This is a genomic window from Streptomyces sp. SAT1, from assembly GCF_001654495.1.
Taxonomy (GTDB): Bacteria; Actinomycetota; Actinomycetes; order Streptomycetales; family Streptomycetaceae; genus Streptomyces; species Streptomyces andamanensis.
The window spans coordinates 950,975-966,724 of the sequence record NZ_CP015849.1 but is presented as its reverse complement, the minus strand read 5'-3'; the positions used below and the strand labels follow the sequence as shown (position 1 = coordinate 966,724).

Annotated in this window: 18 protein-coding genes; 10 read left to right on the top strand and 8 right to left on the bottom strand. The window is 73.1% G+C overall.

The features are described from left to right. Nucleotides 1-36 precede the first annotated feature (36 nt). Entirely contained in the window at nt 37-1,635 is a 1,599-nt protein-coding gene (locus A8713_RS04135) for an alpha/beta hydrolase (protein ID WP_173860801.1), read from the top strand. An 86-nt stretch (nt 1,636-1,721) separates the two neighbouring features. Here A8713_RS04135 and A8713_RS04130 read toward each other — a convergent pair whose 3' ends face one another. After that, complete coding sequence (locus tag A8713_RS04130; protein ID WP_064531464.1) at nt 1,722-2,471, bottom strand: lysophospholipid acyltransferase family protein; 750 nt, start codon at nt 2,469-2,471, stop codon at nt 1,722-1,724. Nucleotides 2,472-2,664: 193 nt separating this feature from the next. On the opposite strand from A8713_RS04130, the gene A8713_RS04125 reads away from it, so the two are divergent. The 4 genes from A8713_RS04125 to A8713_RS04110 all read left to right on the top strand — a co-directional run bounded on the left by A8713_RS04125 (nt 2,665) and on the right by A8713_RS04110 (nt 5,355). Next, complete coding sequence (locus A8713_RS04125) at nt 2,665-3,303, top strand: DedA family protein (protein ID WP_064531463.1); 639 nt, start codon at nt 2,665-2,667, stop codon at nt 3,301-3,303. Between the two features lie 100 nt (nt 3,304-3,403). Then, a complete protein-coding gene (locus A8713_RS04120) occupies nt 3,404-3,838 on the top strand; it encodes a DUF6153 family protein (RefSeq protein ID WP_064537224.1) in 435 nt (144 codons plus the stop codon). A 114-nt stretch (nt 3,839-3,952) separates the two neighbouring features. Next, the gene (locus A8713_RS04115; protein ID WP_064531462.1) at nt 3,953-4,699 is read left to right on the top strand and encodes a DUF305 domain-containing protein; all 747 of its coding nucleotides are present in this window, start codon (nt 3,953-3,955) and stop codon (nt 4,697-4,699) included. A gap of 167 nt (nt 4,700-4,866) precedes the next feature. Then, nucleotides 4,867-5,355, top strand: coding sequence for a DUF4396 domain-containing protein (locus A8713_RS04110; protein ID WP_064531461.1), 489 nt, complete (start codon nt 4,867-4,869; stop codon nt 5,353-5,355). A 61-nt stretch (nt 5,356-5,416) separates the two neighbouring features. Here the strand turns inward: A8713_RS04110 and A8713_RS04105 are convergent, their stop codons facing one another. After that, nucleotides 5,417-5,722, bottom strand: a complete 306-nt coding sequence (locus A8713_RS04105; protein ID WP_018571100.1) for a hypothetical protein — start codon at nt 5,720-5,722, stop codon at nt 5,417-5,419. Nucleotides 5,723-5,932: 210 nt separating this feature from the next. Here A8713_RS04105 and A8713_RS04100 point away from each other — a divergent pair, with 210 nt between their 5' ends. Beyond that, the gene (locus A8713_RS04100; RefSeq protein WP_064531460.1) at nt 5,933-6,352 is read left to right on the top strand and encodes a CBS domain-containing protein; all 420 of its coding nucleotides are present in this window, start codon (nt 5,933-5,935) and stop codon (nt 6,350-6,352) included. A gap of 138 nt (nt 6,353-6,490) precedes the next feature. Here A8713_RS04100 and rocD read toward each other — a convergent pair whose 3' ends face one another. From rocD to A8713_RS04085, 3 genes are all read right to left on the bottom strand, one after another. Continuing rightward, nucleotides 6,491-7,714 (bottom strand): ornithine--oxo-acid transaminase, encoded by a 1,224-nt coding sequence (gene rocD / locus A8713_RS04095; RefSeq protein WP_064531459.1) that lies wholly within the window; start codon nt 7,712-7,714, stop codon nt 6,491-6,493. After that, nucleotides 7,711-8,523: a dimethylargininase gene (gene ddaH / locus A8713_RS04090; RefSeq protein ID WP_064531458.1), complete on the bottom strand. Its 813-nt coding sequence runs from the start codon at nt 8,521-8,523 to the stop codon at nt 7,711-7,713. The genes rocD and ddaH overlap by 4 nt, the downstream gene beginning before the upstream one ends. 124 nt (nt 8,524-8,647) lie before the next feature. Continuing rightward, nucleotides 8,648-9,151, bottom strand: coding sequence for an Lrp/AsnC family transcriptional regulator (locus A8713_RS04085; protein WP_064531457.1), 504 nt, complete (start codon nt 9,149-9,151; stop codon nt 8,648-8,650). A gap of 77 nt (nt 9,152-9,228) precedes the next feature. Here A8713_RS04085 and A8713_RS04080 point away from each other — a divergent pair, with 77 nt between their 5' ends. The 4 genes from A8713_RS04080 to A8713_RS04065 are packed head-to-tail and all read left to right on the top strand — an operon-like array spanning nt 9,229 to nt 13,313. After that, nucleotides 9,229-9,984: a LytR/AlgR family response regulator transcription factor gene (locus A8713_RS04080; RefSeq protein ID WP_064531456.1), complete on the top strand. Its 756-nt coding sequence runs from the start codon at nt 9,229-9,231 to the stop codon at nt 9,982-9,984. Between the two features lie 14 nt (nt 9,985-9,998). Next, nucleotides 9,999-10,358 carry a hypothetical protein gene (locus tag A8713_RS04075; RefSeq protein WP_064531455.1) on the top strand — a complete coding sequence of 120 codons (360 nt, stop codon included), beginning with the start codon at nt 9,999-10,001 and terminating at the stop codon, nt 10,356-10,358. A gap of 13 nt (nt 10,359-10,371) precedes the next feature. After that, nucleotides 10,372-12,102 (top strand): sodium/solute symporter, encoded by a 1,731-nt coding sequence (locus A8713_RS04070; RefSeq protein ID WP_064531454.1) that lies wholly within the window; start codon nt 10,372-10,374, stop codon nt 12,100-12,102. After that, nucleotides 12,099-13,313 carry a sensor histidine kinase gene (locus tag A8713_RS04065; RefSeq protein ID WP_018571093.1) on the top strand — a complete coding sequence of 405 codons (1,215 nt, stop codon included), beginning with the start codon at nt 12,099-12,101 and terminating at the stop codon, nt 13,311-13,313. Before A8713_RS04070 ends, A8713_RS04065 begins: the two co-directional genes overlap by 4 nt. Nucleotides 13,314-13,331: 18 nt before the next feature. Here the strand turns inward: A8713_RS04065 and A8713_RS32945 are convergent, their stop codons facing one another. From A8713_RS32945 to A8713_RS04055, 3 genes are all read right to left on the bottom strand, one after another. Continuing rightward, nucleotides 13,332-13,502, bottom strand: a complete 171-nt coding sequence (locus A8713_RS32945; RefSeq protein WP_107440580.1) for a hypothetical protein — start codon at nt 13,500-13,502, stop codon at nt 13,332-13,334. A 115-nt stretch (nt 13,503-13,617) separates the two neighbouring features. After that, on the bottom strand, nt 13,618-14,568 hold the full coding sequence (locus tag A8713_RS04060) for a cytochrome c oxidase assembly protein (RefSeq protein WP_064531453.1): 951 nt from the start codon (nt 14,566-14,568) through the stop codon (nt 13,618-13,620). Between the two features lie 149 nt (nt 14,569-14,717). Continuing rightward, the gene (locus A8713_RS04055; RefSeq protein ID WP_064531452.1) at nt 14,718-15,743 is read right to left on the bottom strand and encodes a 6-phosphofructokinase; all 1,026 of its coding nucleotides are present in this window, start codon (nt 15,741-15,743) and stop codon (nt 14,718-14,720) included. Nucleotides 15,744-15,750: the final 7 nt, after the last annotated feature.

Sequence of the window (15,750 nt, the reverse complement as noted above, 5' to 3'; positions counted from 1 at the left end):
GTACTCGATTCGCAACGATGTACGGGGAGGTCCCACTTGAGGGTTATGAGACCGAAGAACCGGGCGGTGGCGCTCGGTTCGGCCGGCGCGCTCGTCACGGCGACGCTGATAGCCGGCGCCGTGGCGGCACCCGCGGCCAGCGCGGACAGCCGCCACGGCCAGGACCGCGAGGCCGTCGGCGCGGCGATCGCCGCCGCCCGTGCCGCCCACGCCGGCATCCAGTGGCAGGACTGCCCCGCCGACTGGGGGCTGGCCAAGCCCATCCAGTGCGGGTACGTCTCGGTGCCGCTCGACTACGCCCACCCGTACGGCAAGCAGATCAAGCTCGCCGTCGACCGCATCGGCAACACCGGCACCAAGCAGGACCGCCAGGGCGCCCTCATCTACAACCCCGGCGGACCGGGCGGCTCCGGCCTGCGCTTCCCGACCCGGGTCACCGCCAAGAACCCCGTCTGGGCGAACGTGGCGAAGGCGTACGACTTCGTCGGCTTCGACCCGCGCGGCGTCGGCCACTCCACGCCGATCTCCTGCGCCTACCCGCAGGAGTACGTCAAGGCCCCCAAGGCCGACCCGGTGCCCGGCTCCGAGGCCGACAAGCGCGCCCAGCGCAAGCTGGCCCGCGAGTACGCCGAGGGCTGCCTGGAGCGCACCGGCCGCGCCATGCTCCAGCAGATGACCACGCCGAACACCGCGCGCGACCTCGACGTCATCCGCGCCGCGCTCGGCGAGAAGAAGATCAACTACCTGGGCGTCTCCTACGGCACCTACCTCGGCGCCGTCTACGGCACGCTGTTCCCGGGCCATGTCCGCCGGATCGTCGTCGACAGCGTCGTCGACCCGTCGCGCGACAACATCTGGTACGAGGCCAACCTCAACCAGGACATCGCCTTCGAGGGCCGCTGGAAGGACTGGCAGGACTGGGTCGCGAAGAACGACGCCAGCTTCCACCTCGGCACCACCCGGGCCGCCGTCCAGGACAAGTGGCTCCAGCTGCGCGCCACGGCCAAGAAGCACCCCCTCGGCGGCGTCGTCGGCCCGTCCGAGCTGCTCGGCTTCTTCCAGACCGCGCCGTATTACGACTCCTCCTGGGTGCCGGTGGCGACGGCGTTCAGCAAGTACTTCGCCGGTGACCCCCAGCCGCTGATCGACGCCGCCGCTCCCGACATGTCCGACATCGCGGGCAACATCTCCACGGAGAACGGCAACGCCGTCTACACGGCCGTCGAGTGCGCCGACGCCAAGTGGCCGACCAGCTGGCGCAAGTGGGACCGGGACAACACCCGGCTCAACGCCCAGTACCCGTTCCTGACCTGGTCCAACGCATGGATGAACCTGCCGTGCGCCACCTGGCCGGTCAAGCAGCAGACCCCGGTGAACGTCAAGACCGGCAAGGGGCTGCCGCCGGTCCTGATCGTCCAGTCCACGCGGGACGCCGCCACGCCGTACCCCGGCGCCGTCGACCTGCACCAGCGCTTCAAGGGCTCCCGCCTGATCACCGAGAAGGGCGCGGGCTCCCACGGTGTCACCGGTCTGGTCAACCCGTGCATCAACGAGCGGGTGGACACCTACCTGCTCACCGGCAAGGTGGACCGGGCGGACGTGACCTGCGGTCCGCACGCCACGCCGAAGCCGTAGCACCCGGCCGTACGCGGTGAGGGGCGGCCGGGATCCCCGGCCGCCCCTTCGCCGCGCCCGGCCCCGGACGGGACCCCGCCGCGCTCTCAGGTGAGCGGGGAGCGGGGGAACCCGTGCTCCCCGCGGGCCCGTGACCCGTCCCGCGCGGACGCCGGTGCCGCGGACTGCCCGGCCTTGGCCACGGCCGCGTACTGGTCGACGTACTCCTGCCCGGACAGCGACAGGATGGCGTACATGATCTCGTCGGTGACGGCCCGCAGGACCGCCTTCTCCTCCTCCATCCCGGCGTAGCGGGAGAAGTCCAGGGGACGGCCGAAGCGGATCACGACGGGGCGTGGCCGGGGGATCACCCGGCCCGGGGGCTGGGCCTCGAAGGTGCCGATCATCGCGCAGGGGATCACCGGCACGCCCGCCTTGAGCGCCATCACCGCGACGCCCACCTTGCCCTTGTAGAGGCGGCCGTCGTGGGAGCGGGTGCCCTCCGGGTAGATGCCGAGGAGCTCGCCCCTGCCGAGCACCCCGAGGCCCTCGCGGACGGCGGCCCGGCCCGCCTCCTTGCCCGACCGGTCGACCGGGATCTGCCCGGCGCTGCGGAAGAAGGCGGCGGTCAGCCGGCCCTTCAGCCCGGGGCCGGTGAAGTATTCGGCCTTGGCCAGGAAGGTGATGCGCCGCTTGAGGATCGCGGGCATCAGGAAGTGGTCCGAGAACGAGAGATGGTTGCCCGCGACGATGGCCGCGCCGGTCTCCGGCACATGCTCGAGACCCTCGATGCGCGGCCGGAAGGCCAGTCTCAGCAGCGGACCCAGCAGGACGTACTTGAGCAGCTGGTAGAACACGGCTCGCCCCTCACTCGCAGGTCCCACGCGCGGCCGCGGGCGCCCCGGACCGCGTCCGGCCGGAGTCGTCCCGGCCTCTCGACTTTACTGACACACGGTCAGTCGGGCGCCCTTCGCGGACGCACGGATCGGCGTACGGGCCGGACGCGGTGTCTGCCGGGCTCCGTGCGCCGGGCGACGTACGGTGGGCGGTATGGCTCCTCCGCTGCCCGGTCCGCTGGAGCATCTGGCCCCGCTGCTCAGCCAGTACGGTTATCTGGCCGTGGGCGGTGTCGTCCTCGTGGAGGACTTCGGGGTGCCCGCCCCCGGCGAGACGATCCTGCTCGCGGCCGGTGTGTACGCCGGGGCGGGCGAGCTGAACGTCCTGGCCGTCGGCCTCATCGCGTTCGCCGCCGCGGTGATCGGGGACAACATCGGCTATCTGATCGGACATTTCGGCGGGCGGGCCTTCGTCCACCGGTGGGGCAAGTACATCTTCCTGACGCCCAAGCGGTTCGAGACCGCCGAACGGTTCTTCACCCGGCACGGCGGCAAGATCGTCACGGTGGCGCGCTTCGTCGAGGGACTGCGCCAGGCCAACGGCATCATCGCCGGCACCACCGGGATGCACTGGCTGCGCTTCCTGGCCTTCAACGCGCTCGGCGCGGCGCTGTGGGTGGGCCTGTGGGTGTCCGTCGCCTACTTCGCGGGCACGCACATCGACACCGTCTACGACACGATCAAGCGGTACGAGGTCTGGGTGCTGGTGGCCGTCGCCGTCCTCGTCGCCGCGCTGGTCGTCCGGCATCTGCTGCGCCGCCGCGCGGAACGGGGGAAGCCGGAGGCGCGGTGACGGGCGCGCGGTGTTCCCGGGGCCGGGCGCCGGCGTCCCTGACGTCCGGCGGCGGCGGGGGCGGCGCTCCGCGCGGCCGGATGCTCCGTACGATGTGACCATGACGTCCGGCACCCGCACCCGCGCCCGCTCGGCGGTACGCGGTGCCCGCCGGACGCTGCTGGTCCTGGCCGTACTGGCCGGGGTGCTCGCGATGCACGGCTTCGCCTCCGCCGGGGCGCCCGCGCCGGGCCACCACGGGACGGCGGCGGCGCCCGGGAGGCCGGCCGCCCACGGAGCCGCCGCGCCCGTGCACCGGGCCGGGGACTCCTGCCGTCACCTCTCCGACCCGGACTCGGACGGCATGCCCATGCAGCACGCGGACGGCACCTGCGCCGCCGCCGGTACGGCGACGGGATACGCGCCGTCCGCCCCGCCGCCCGCGCCGTTCTCCGCCGTCGCGCCCCCGGTGACGCTCCCCGCGGGGCCGGTCACCCCCACTGCCGACGGCCGGGCCCCGCCCGACCTCGCCGAACTGCAGCTCCTGCGGATCTAGAGGCGCCCGCACGCCATCCGGACCTCACCGCGTCCGGTGTGCCGTGCTCCGGTACCGACCTGATCCGCCGGTCCCGCGCGCCCGCGCGCGGGCTTTCCGAGGAGCTGTACCTTCATGGCGATCCGCCACACCGGCCGCCGCGTCCCGCGCACCGGCCGTACCTTCCGCACCCTCCGCACCCTCCGTCTCCGTCACGCCGCCCTTCCGGGAGCTGTCCTCGTCGCCGCGCTGGCGCTCACCGCCTGCGGCGGCGGCAGCGGAGACGCCTCGTCGGCGGGCCACTCCGCTCACGGCAACGGGTCCACCGGCCGCCCGTCGGCCACCGCCCCGGCCGGACCGGGGAAGCACAACGCGCAGGACGTGTCGTTCGCGCAGGAGATGATCCCGCACCACCGGCAGGCCGTGGAGATGGCCGCCCTGGCGCCGAGCCGGGCCCGGTCGCGGCAGGTCAAGGACCTCGCCGCGCAGATCAGGCAGGCCCAGGACCCGGAGATCGAGACCATGACCGGCTGGCTGAAGGCATGGGGCGCCGCTGTCCCGTCCGCCGGTCACTCCGACATGCCGGGCATGCCCGGCATGGACCACTCGGCCTCCGGGGACCCCGCCTCCGGGCACTCCGCCTCCCCGATGCCCGGCATGATGACGGACGCCGACATGGACGAGCTGACCGAGCTGTCCGGTGACGCCTTCGACCGGGCCTTCCTGCGCATGATGATCGGCCATCACGAAGGCGCCGTCGCCATGGCCCGCACGGAGCAGACCGAGGGGGCCGACCGGGCCGCCGTCGCCCTGGCGAAGTCGGTCACCACCTCGCAGTCGGCCGAGATCGACCGGATGAGGAAGCTGCTCGGCGACCGGTAGGCCCGCCTCCGTTCCGGGACGGCCGACGCACGTCAGCCGTCCCGGAACGACGCCCGTAACGACTCCCGGACATGCTCGGAATACCCCTAGGGGGTATATGGTTCCCCGATGTGCACGACCCCGCACGACCCCGCACGACCACATCACGCATCGACAAGGGAGCGACGATGGAACACGTGGACCACGAGCACGCGCACGAGCGCCACCACGGCGCTCCCGGAGGCACCTCCTGGCGCATGGCCGCGCAGGCCACCCTGCACTGCCTGACCGGCTGCGCCGTCGGCGAGGTGCTCGGCATGGTCATCGGCACCGCCGCCGGACTGCACAACGCCGCCACGGTCGTCGTCTCCGTCGCGTTGGCCTTCGTCTTCGGTTACGCCCTGACGATGCGCGGGATCCTGAGGGCCGGGCTGCCGTTGCGGCGGGCGCTCAAGGTCGCCCTGGCCGCCGACACCCTGTCCATCGCGGTCATGGAGCTGATCGACAACACCGTCATGGTGGGCGTGCCCGGCGCCATGGACGCGGGGCTCGCCGACGCGCTGTTCTGGGTCTCGCTGGTGCTCTCCCTCGCCCTGGCGTTCCTGCTGACCACCCCCGTGAACCGGTGGATGATCGGCCGGGGCAAGGGGCACGCCGTCGTGCACGCCTACCACTGACCGGCCGGGCGGGGCCGGTCCGTCCGTGGGCCGGTCCGCCCGTGGGCCGCTCCGGCAGCGGTCAGGGGTAGCGGCGGTCGTCCGGCTGGGTCGTCCCGCCGCCCGTCGGACGGGTGTCCGTCCCGCCGTACCGCGCCACCCGGTGGTGGCGGTGGTGCGTCGCGGCGCCGGCCAGCATGGACAGGCCGAGGCAGAAGAGCAGGGCGAGCGCGAGCCCCGCGCTGAAGATCGCGAGAGTGTTCAGCGTGACGATGTCGTTGCCGAGGATCGACACCGTGTACTGGGGTCCGCCGGACAGGTTGCCGGCGATGGCCAGACCGGTGAAGGCGCCCGTGGCCGCGAGGAGCAGCAGGCCGATGAGCAGCATGGGAGTCATCTCCTCAGGAAGTCCCTCAGGGAGTGCCGTCATCCGCCCGGGTACCCGCATCTCCCGGGCGCCAACGAACAGCCGGGGGCGGTCCGGCGGGGCGCGGGGCGGACACAGGCGCGGCGCGGCGGGTGCGGGCGGGCGCCCGCCGGGTACCCGGCGCGCACAGTGCGGTGGACGGCACCGCAGGACCCCACGGAGGGAGGCGTCATGGCTCAGCACGTACGCGACATCATGACCAGTCGGCTGGTGACGGTGGAGCCGCAGACCTCGGTCACGGCGGTGGCCCAGAAGATGCGCGACGAGGACATCGGGATCGTCCTGGTGACCGACGGCGACGAACTGCGCGGCCTGGTCAGCGACCGCGACCTGGTGGTGCGCTCGCTGGCGGACGGTGGCGACCAGGAGCAGCGGACCGTGGCCTCCGCGTGCAGCGACGACCTCTTCACCGTGGGCCCCGACGAGGAACTGGGCCACGCGGTGGAGCTGATGCGGGAGCATTCCGTGCGCCGGGTGCCGGTCGTCGACCACGGCCACCCGGTGGGCATCGTCTCCCTCGGCGACCTGGCCATCGAACGGGACCCGGGTTCCGCGCTCGGCGACATCAGCGCGGCCCGGCCCAACGAGTAGGCGGGGCGCAACGCGCGGACCGGGGGCGCCCCGATCGGGGCGCCCCCGGCCGTGCCGTGAGTGCCGTGCCGTGCCGTGCCGTGCCGTACGTCAGTGAGTGCCGTGCCGTACGTCAGGAGACCGGAAGGTCCGGCGGGCTCAGGACGTCAGCACCCGCTCCAGCGACCCCAGCGCGGAGCGCAGTTCGGTCTCGGTGACGGTCAGCGGCGGCGCGAGACGGATCGTCGACCCGTGGGTGTCCTTGACCAGGATCCCCTCCCGCATCAGCCGCTCGCTGATCTCCCGGCCGGTGCCGATGGCCGGGTCCACGTCGACGCCCGCCCACAGCCCGCGCGAGCGGAAGCCGAGCACGCCCCTGCCGGTCAGCGCGGTGAGGCCCTCGCGCAGGACGACGCCCAGTTCGGCGGCCCTGCGCTGGAACCCGCCGGTCTCCAGCAGTTCCACCACCGCCGTGCCGACCGCCGCGGCCAGCGGGTTGCCGCCGAACGTCGACCCGTGCTCGCCCGGCCGCAGCACGCCCAGCACCTCGCGGCTGCCGACCACCGCCGACACCGGCACGATGCCGCCGCCCAGCGCCTTGCCGAGCAGCACGAGGTCCGGCACCACGCCCTCGTGCTCCACGGCGAGCGTGTGCCCGGCGCGGCCCAGACCCGACTGGATCTCGTCCGCGACGAACAGACAGCCCGCCCGGCGGGTCAGCTCGCGCACCCCGGTGAGATAGCCGTCGTCGGGCACGATCACGCCCGCCTCGCCCTGGATCGGCTCGATCAGCACGGCGGCCGTGGTCTCGTCGACCGCAGCCTCCAGGGCGGCCAGGTCGTTGTAGGGGACGATCCGGAAGCCGGGCGTGAACGGCCCGAACCCGGCCCGTGCCGTCTCGTCGGTGGAGAAGCCGACGATCGTCGTCGTCCGGCCGTGGAAGTTGTCCGCGGCGACCACGATCGTGGCCCGGTCGGCGGGGACGCCCTTGACCTCGTAGGCCCACTTGCGGGCGACCTTGATGCCGCTCTCCACCGCCTCGGCGCCGGTGTTCATGGGCAGCACCATGTCCTGCCCGGTCAGCGCCGCCAGCCGCGTGGCGAAACCGGCCAGCCGGTCGTTGTGGAAGGCCCGCGAGGTGAGGGTGAGCCGGTCGAGCTGGTCGCGGGCCGCCTCGATCAGCGCGGGGTGGCGGTGGCCGAAGTTCAGGGCGGAGTACCCGGCCAGCATGTCGAGGTAGCGGCGGCCCTCGACGTCCTCGACCCAGGCGCCCTCGGCCCGCGCCACGACCACCGGCAGCGGGTGGTAGTTGTGCGCGAGCACCGGCTCCTCCGCCCGGATCAGCTCGTCGGAGGTGGTACGGGTGTCTGCGGGTGCGGTCATGAGCGGATCTCCTGGGTGCAGCACTTGATCCCGCCGCCGGCCTTGCGGAACTCCGACAGGTCGACGGGGACGGGCAGATAGCCGAGGTCGGTGAGGCGGCCGGCGAGGTCCGTCGCGCCGGGCGACATGAACACGTGCAGGCCGTCCGAGACGGAGTTGAGTCCGAAGGCCTCCGCGTCCCTCCGGGTGGCGATCACCGCGTCCGGGTACAGCCGGGCGAGCACCTCGCGGCTGCCCGGGGAGAACGCCTCGGGGTAGTACGCGATGTTCTCCTCGTCGAGGACGAACAGCGCCGTGTCCAGATGGTAGAAGTACGGGTCCACCAGGGTCAGCCCGATCACCGGGACGCCCAGGAACTCCTGGGCCTCGCGATGGGCCTCCCGGGTGGTGCGGAAGCCGGTGCCGGCCAGCAGCCAGCGCCCGGCCGGGACGAAGTCGCCCTCGCCCTCGCACACCGACTCGGGCCGGTACACGTCGAACCCGGCCGACTTGAACCAGGTGTCGTAGGGCAGGGACTCCGGGCGCCGCTCGGGCGCCTTGAACAGGGAGCCGAAGACACGGCCGCCGACGACGACCGCCGCGTTGGCGGCGAAGACCATGTCCGGCAGCGAGGGGACGGGTTCCACGGTCTCGACGGTATGACCGTGGGCGCGGTAGGCGTCGGTCAGCGCCTGCCACTGGGCCTGGGCGCGTCCGGTGTCGACGGGACGGTCCGGATGCATCCAGGGGTTGATCGCGTACTGCACGGCGAAGTGTCTGGGTTCGCAGACGAGAAAGCGCCGCCGGCGCGGCACACGGGATCCGGGCACAGAGGGGTTCCTCCGCTTCCTGGGGTGTCGACTGAGGGTTGACACCACGGTAGGAAGCGGACGATACGGCCGACAAGGAACGAAACCTGCGCGTTCACGCAGCGATGCTGCGTCTTCAAAGGATTCAGCGCACGTCTGCTGCGTCCTCGGGAGCGGGCTGACTGGCCCCCGCCTCCGGGCTGTCCGGCAGCAGATGGGAGAGCACCATCACGCTGATCGTCTTGCGGATGAACGGCTCCACCCGGATCCGCTCCAGCACCTCCTCGAAGTGCTCCACGTCCCGCGCCCGCACGTGCAGCAGCGCGTCCGCGCCCCCGGTCACCGTCATCGCCGCCGTGATCTCCGGATGGTTGCGCACCACCTCGGCCAGCCGCCGCGGCGGCGCCGCGCCCTCGCAGTACACCTCGACGTACGCCTCCGTGCGCCAGCCCAGCGCCGCGGGCTTCACCGTGGCCGTGAACCCGGTGATCACCCCCGTGTCACGCAGCCGGTCCACCCTCCGTTTGACGGCGGTGGAGGAGAGCCCGACGGCCGCGCCGATCTCCGCGAAACTCGTACGGGCGTTCGCCATCAGGGCGGTGAGGATCTTCCGGTCGAGATCGTCGAACGGCGTGGGCCTGCTGTTCATGCCCGCACTGTATCCAGCGCCCCCGGCCGCGCCCGGCACATGTCCAGGGCCGCCGTTCGCCCCTACACTCCACGTTCATGCTGCGCGCCCTCGCCGTCGACGACGAACGCCCCTCGCTGGAGGAGCTGCTCTACCTGCTGAGCGCCGACCCCCGCGTCGAGGGCGTCGAGGGCGCCTCGGACGCCACCGAGGCGCTGCGCCGCATCAACCGGGCGCTGGAGTCCGGACCGGGCGGCCCCGACGCGATCGACGTCGTCTTCCTCGACATCCACATGCCGGGCCTCGACGGCCTCGACCTGGCCAGGCTGCTGACCGGGTTCGCCGCACCGCCGCTGATCGTCTTCGTCACCGCCCACGAGGACTTCGCCGTGCAGGCGTTCGACCTCAAGGCCGTCGACTACGTCCTCAAACCCGTCCGCCGGGAACGGCTCGCGGAGGCCGTCCGCCGGGCCGCCGCGCTGCGCGAGACGGCCGTACGGATCCCGGTGAGCGAACCGGACCCCGACCAGCTGCCCGTCGAACTCGGCGGCGTCACCCGGTTCGTCGCCGTCGACGACATCACCCACGTCGAGGCCCGGGGCGACTACGCCCGGCTGCACACCGCCCGGGGCAGCCACCTCGTGCGCATCCCGCTGTCCACACTGGAGGAGCGCTGGCGCGCCCGCGGCTTCGTCCGCATCCACCGCCGCCATCTCGTCGCGCTGCGCCACATCGGTGAACTCCGCCTGGACGCGGGCTCGGTGAGCGTCCTGATCGGCACCGAGGAACTCCAGGTCAGCCGTCGGCACGCCCGCGAACTGCGGGACCTGCTGATGCGCCGGACCGGACGCTAGAGGGGGCGCACACCGTGCCGCAGGACCCCGCCGAGCGCCGCGTCGTCGTCACCGGACCGCCCCGCCGCACCCGCCGCGCCACCGGCCACTACCGCCCGCGCACCGAGATCGACGAGCAGACCACGCTCGGCCACACCTACGTCCGCTCCCTGATGCGCGCCCAACTGCGCACCGCGCTCACCGTGTCCGGCGTGCTCGTCCTGCTCGTCGGCCCGCTGCCGCTGGTGTTCGCCGCCGCCCCCGACGCCCGCCGCCTGACCTGGGCCGTCCTCGGCTTCGGCCTCTACCTCCCGCTCGTCCTGCTCGCCCGCTGGTACGTCCGCCGCGCCGAACGCAACGAACGCGACTTCGCCCGCCTCGTCGAGGACCGCTGAGGACCGCGCCCCGGTGAACTCCGCCTACACCGTCCCCGCCGTCGCCCTCGTCGTCGTCGCCACCGTCCTCGTCGGCGCCTTCGGGCTGCGCATGTCCCGGACCACCTCCGACTTCTACGTCGCCTCCCGCACCGTGGGGCCGCGCCTGAACGCCGCCGCGATCAGCGGCGAGTACCTCTCCGCCGCCTCCTTCCTCGGCATCGCCGGACTGGTCCTCGTCCAGGGCCCCGACATGCTGTGGTACCCGGTCGGCTACACGGCCGGATACCTCGTCCTGCTGCTGTTCGTCGCCGCCCCGCTGCGCCGCTCTGGCGCCTACACACTGCCCGACTTCGCCGAGGCCCGGCTCGCCTCCCAGGGCGTGCGGCGGCTGGCGGGCGCCTTCGTCGTCGGCATCGGCTGGCTGTACCTGCTGCCCCAGCTCCAGGGCGCCGGCCTCACGCTCGCCGTGCTCACCGGGGCGCCCGGCACCCTCGGCGGAGTGATCGTCGCCGTCGTCGTGGTGGCCATCGTCGCGGCCGGCGGCATGCGCAGCATCACCTTCGTGCAGGCCTTCCAGTACTGGCTGAAACTGACCGCCCTGCTCGTCCCCGCCCTCTTCCTGCTGCTCGCCTGGCAGAGCGACGGCGCCCCCCGCCACGCCTTCGACGAACCCGCGGCCTTCCGCGCCCCGCGCACCGTCCGCGTCGGCAGCACCCTCGACCTGCGCCTGGACCGCCCCCTCACCGTCACCGTGCACGGCACCGTCGACGGCCGCCCGTACCCCGGCGAGCCCGTGCGCCTGGCCGCCGGCACCCACCGCCTCGGCGGCGGCACCCGCCTCACCTTCCGGTCCGGCGACCCGGTGCCCGCCGCCGACCGGGCCGGCACCGGCGGCATGTCGACCTCGCTCGCCGCGGGCCGCGAGGAACGCCCCCTGTACGCCACGTACGGCCTCATTCTCGCCACCTTCCTCGGCACCATGGGACTGCCGCACGTGGTGGTCCGCTACTACACCAGCCCGCACGGGGTCGCCGCCCGCCGCGCGACGGTCGCGGTGCTCGGCCTCATCGGCGCCTTCTATCTGCTGCCGCCCCTCTACGGCGCCCTCGGCCGCCTCTACGCCCCCGAACTGACCCTCACCGGCGACGCGGACGCCGCCGTCCTGCTGCTGCCCGACCGGATGATCGGCGGCCTCGGCGGCGACCTGCTCGGGGCGCTGGTCGCGGGCGGCGCCTTCGCCGCCTTCCTGTCCACCGCCTCCGGACTGACCATGGCGGTCGCCGGGGTGCTCACCCAGGACGTGCTGCCCTCGCGCGGCCCGCTGCCCGCCCGAGGCGTACGGCACTTCCGGCTCGGCACCGTGCTCGCCATGGCCGTACCGCTCGCCGTGAGCGTCCTGGCCGGGGGACTGCCGGTGGCCGACGCCGTCGGACTCGCCTTCGCGGTGTCCGCGTCCTCCTTCTGTCCGCTGCTCGTCCTCGGCATCTGGTGGCGGCGGCTCACCCCGCCCGGCGCGGCGGCCGGGATGCTGGCCGGCGGCGGGGCCGCGTTCGTCGCCGTCGCCGTCACCCTGGCCGGGCTCCCGGGCACCGGCCCGCCGCACGCGCTGCTCGCCTGGCCCGCCCTGTGGTCGGTGCCGCTGGGCTTCCTCACCATGGTGCTGGTGTCCCTGGCCACCCCCGGCCGGGTGCCGCCCGGCACCGCGGCCGTGCTCGCCCGCTTCCACCTGCCCGAGCCGCCCGGCACGGAGGCCACGGCGTGAGCGGCTTCCTCGCCGGGCTGTGCGTCGCCGTCCTGCCGCTGCTGGCCGCCGGGTTCTGGCTGGGCCGGCGCACCGCTAGGACCCCGCGTCCGGGCGGTCTCGGCACGCCCGTCGAGCACGCCACCTTCCGGACCCTGCACACCGCCTCCCTCGCCGCGCCCCCGCTGCGGGCCGGACTCACCGAGGAGACCGCCCGCAGATCGGCCCGGCGGCTGCGGTCCCTGCTCGGCACCGACGCGCTCTGCCTCACCGACGACACACGCGTACTGGCCTGGGACGGCGTCGGCGCCCACCACCGCGCCGAGATCATGGAACGGCTCACCGGCCCCCTGGAGACCGGGCGCGGCGAGGCGTTCCGGCTCGGCTGCACGGCACCTGACTGCCCGGTGCGCTGGGCGGTGGTCGCCCCGCTCACCGTGGACGACCGGGTGCACGGCGCCCTGGTCGCCTGCGCGCCCCGCGAGTCGGCCGTCCTGGTCCGCGCCGCCGCCGAGGTGGCCCGCTTCGTCTCGGTCCAGCTCGAACTGGCCGACCTGGACCGCTCCCGCACCCGGATCGTCGAGGCCGAGATCAAGGCCCTGCGCGCCCAGATCTCCCCGCACTTCGTGTTCAACTCGCTGGCGGTGATCGCCTCGTTCGTGCGCACCGACCCCGAGCGCGCCCGCGAGCTGCTGCTGGAGTTCGCCGACTTCACCCGCTACTCGTTCCGCCGGCACGGCGACTTCACCACGCTCGCCGACGAACTCCACGCCATCGAGCACTACCTCTCGCTGGTCCGGGCCCGCTTCGGCGACCGCCTCGCCGTCACCCTCCAGATCGCCCCGGAGGTGCTGCCCGTCGCGCTGCCCTTCCTGTGTCTGCAACCGCTCGTGGAGAACGCCGTCAAACACGGTCTGGAGGGCAAGGCCGGGACCTGCCGCATCCGTCTCACCGCCCGGGACGCGGGCGCGGAGGCGCTGGTCGTCATCGAGGACGACGGCGCCGGGATGGACCCCGGGCTGCTCCGCCGCATCCTCGCCGGGGAGGACAGCCCCTCCGGCGGCATCGGCCTGTCCAACGTCGACGACCGGCTGCGCCAGGTCTACGGCGACGACCACGGCCTGGTCATCGAGACCGCGCCCGGCGCCGGGATGAAGATCACCGTGCGGCTGCCCAAGTACCAGCCGGGCGTGCACTCCTCGGCCCGGCTCGGCGGCGGCCCCGCGAACTGAGCGGCGCGGGGGAGGGGGTCAGGTGCGGTGGGTCACCACCACGCCCAGGGTCGCGAGACCCAGCACCACCCAGCCGAACCACAGCCAGCCGTTGCCGCCGAGCGCCACCGTGTACGCCGTCACCGCGACCAGGGAGCCCACGGTGAGCACCCCCATCGCTCTCGTGGAACCGTCCGTCGAACCGGGCATCGCGGCACCCTCCTCCTGGTCGGCCTCCCTCCCATGGTGCCCCGGAATCCGACTCCTGGGAGGCTCCGGTGCACGCACCGTGCGGAAGTGACAGCGGAAAGAGCGCGTGGCGGGGTCAGTTGCCGCGGGCGTTGAGCGAGGCCAGATACGCGTTGTAGGCGGCCAGTTCCTTGTCGCCGTCCCGCTCGGCGGCCCGGTCCTTGCGCTTGGCCTGCCGCTGCTCCGAGCGGTACCACTGGAACAGCAGCGCCAGCAGCACCAGCACCGACGGCACCTCGCTGAACGCCCAGGCGATGCCGCCGGCCGCCGTCTGGTCGGACAGCGCGTCGATGCCGAGCGAGGCGGGCGGGTCGCGGAAGGTCTCCACCAGGGGCGTGGAGCCCATCATCAGCGCGATGCCGAAGAACGCGTGGAAGGGCATGCCCGCGAACAGTTCCAGCATCCGCATCAGATAACCCGGCCGGTGCGGGCCCGGGTCGATGCCCATGATCGGCCAGAAGAACGCCACCCCGACCGCGAGGAAGTGCACCATCATCGCGATGTGCCCGGCCCGCGAGCCCATCAGGAGGTCGAAGAGCGGGGTGAAGTACAGCGCGTACAGGCTGGCGACGAACAGCGGGATGGTGAACGCGGGGTGCGTGATGATCCGGACGTAGCGGCTGTGCAGCAGGGCCAGCAGCAGTTCGCGCGGACCCTTGCGGCCCCGGCCCGCCACCGGCAGCGCGCGCAGCGCCAGGGTGATCGGGGCGCCGAGCAGGATCAGGATCGGCGAGAGCATGCTGATCACCATGTGCTGGACCATGTGCACGCTGAACATGACCATGCCGTAGTCGTTCAGCTTGGTGCACATCATCAGCGCCACCGTCAGCACCCCGACGACGTACGCCACCGTGCGGCCCACCGGCCAGGAGTCGCCGCGCCGCCGCAGCCGCACCACGCCCCAGCCGTAGAGCGCGAGACCGAGCAGGCAGGCGACGAGGAAGAACGGGTCCGCGGACCATGCGAGGCCGCGTCCCAGCGTGAACGGCGGCAGATCCATCATCATGCCGTGCCCGCTGTGATTCATCCGCCGGCTCCTGATTCGTGGGGGTGTGCGCTGTCCGACCCCAGCTGTGGGCGTCCGTGACCGTCTGTCCCCAGCTGTCTGTCGGCACCCAGACTAGAACCGCCCCCGGCCGCTCTCGCGACCGGGGGCGGCTGACGCGCGGGCGTGTCCTACAGCACGCACTCCGCCTCGGCGTACCGGTCGGCGGGCACCGTCTTCAGGGTCTCCACGGCCTGCGCGAGCGGCACCATCACGATGTCCGTGCCGCGCAGCGCGGTCATCCGGCCGAACTCCCCGCGGTGCACGGCCTCCACGGCGTGCCAGCCGAACCGGGTGGCCAGCACCCGGTCGTACGCCGTCGGCGTGCCGCCGCGCTGGACGTGCCCGAGGATGACCGGCCGCGCCTCCTTGCCCAGGCGCTCCTCCAGCTCCAGGGAGAGCTGCCGGGCGATGCCCGCGAACCGCTCGTGGCCGTAGACGTCCTTGCCGCCCTCGTCGAAGTCCATGGTGCCCGGCAGCGGCTTGGCGCCCTCGGCCGCGACCACGATCGCGAACCGCTTTCCCGCCGCGAACCGCTCGCCGACCTTCTTCGCCAGCTCCTCGATGTCGAAGGGCCGCTCGGGGACGACCACGGCGTGCGCGCCGGCGGCCATGCCGGACTGGAGCGCGATCCAGCCGGTGTGGCGGCCCATGACCTCCACGATCAGCACCCGCTGGTGGGACTCGGCGGTGGTCTTCAGCCGGTCGAGCGCCTCGGTGGCCACCGTCACGGCGGTGTCGAAGCCGAAGGTGACGTCGGTGACCGCGATGTCGTTGTCGATGGTCTTGGGCACGCCGACGATGGGCAGGCCGTTGTCCGAGAGCAGCCGGGCCGCCTTGAGTGTGCCCTCGCCGCCGATCGGGATGATCGCGTCGAGCCCCAGTTCCTGGACATGGCCGCGGGCCCGCTCGACCCCGTCGCGCAGCTGCTCGGGACGCACCCGGGAGGAGCCGAGGATGGTGCCGCCGAGGGCCAGGATGCCGCCGACCGCGTCCAGGTCGAGCTTGAGGTAGTCACACTCCAGGAGGCCCTTCCAGCCGTCCCGGAATCCGATGACCTCGTCGCCGTGGTCGGCGACGGCACGGTGCACGACGGACCGGATGACGGCGTTCAGGCCGGGGCAGTCGCCGCCGGACGTGAGGACACCAATGCGCATAGCCCGA

What these genes read in the sequence shown, in the direction of transcription:
- A8713_RS04085 (WP_064531457.1), bottom strand. Translation starts at nt 9,151, where the DNA reads ATGAACAGCAGGCCCACGCCGTTCGACGATCTCGACCGGAAGATCCTC.
- A8713_RS04055 (WP_064531452.1), bottom strand. Translation starts at nt 15,743, where the DNA reads ATGCGCATTGGTGTCCTCACGTCCGGCGGCGACTGCCCCGGCCTGAAC.
- A8713_RS04060 (WP_064531453.1), bottom strand. Translation starts at nt 14,568, where the DNA reads ATGAATCACAGCGGGCACGGCATGATGATGGATCTGCCGCCGTTCACG.
- rocD (WP_064531459.1), bottom strand. Translation starts at nt 7,714, where the DNA reads ATGACCGCACCCGCAGACACCCGTACCACCTCCGACGAGCTGATCCGG.
- A8713_RS32945 (WP_107440580.1), bottom strand. Translation starts at nt 13,502, where the DNA reads ATGCCCGGTTCGACGGACGGTTCCACGAGAGCGATGGGGGTGCTCACC.
- A8713_RS04080 (WP_064531456.1), top strand. Translation starts at nt 9,229, where the DNA reads ATGCTGCGCGCCCTCGCCGTCGACGACGAACGCCCCTCGCTGGAGGAG.
- A8713_RS04110 (WP_064531461.1), top strand. Translation starts at nt 4,867, where the DNA reads ATGGAACACGTGGACCACGAGCACGCGCACGAGCGCCACCACGGCGCT.
- A8713_RS04120 (WP_064537224.1), top strand. Translation starts at nt 3,404, where the DNA reads ATGACGTCCGGCACCCGCACCCGCGCCCGCTCGGCGGTACGCGGTGCC.
- A8713_RS04115 (WP_064531462.1), top strand. Translation starts at nt 3,953, where the DNA reads ATGGCGATCCGCCACACCGGCCGCCGCGTCCCGCGCACCGGCCGTACC.
- A8713_RS04105 (WP_018571100.1), bottom strand. Translation starts at nt 5,722, where the DNA reads ATGCTGCTCATCGGCCTGCTGCTCCTCGCGGCCACGGGCGCCTTCACC.
- A8713_RS04125 (WP_064531463.1), top strand. Translation starts at nt 2,665, where the DNA reads ATGGCTCCTCCGCTGCCCGGTCCGCTGGAGCATCTGGCCCCGCTGCTC.
- A8713_RS04100 (WP_064531460.1), top strand. Translation starts at nt 5,933, where the DNA reads ATGGCTCAGCACGTACGCGACATCATGACCAGTCGGCTGGTGACGGTG.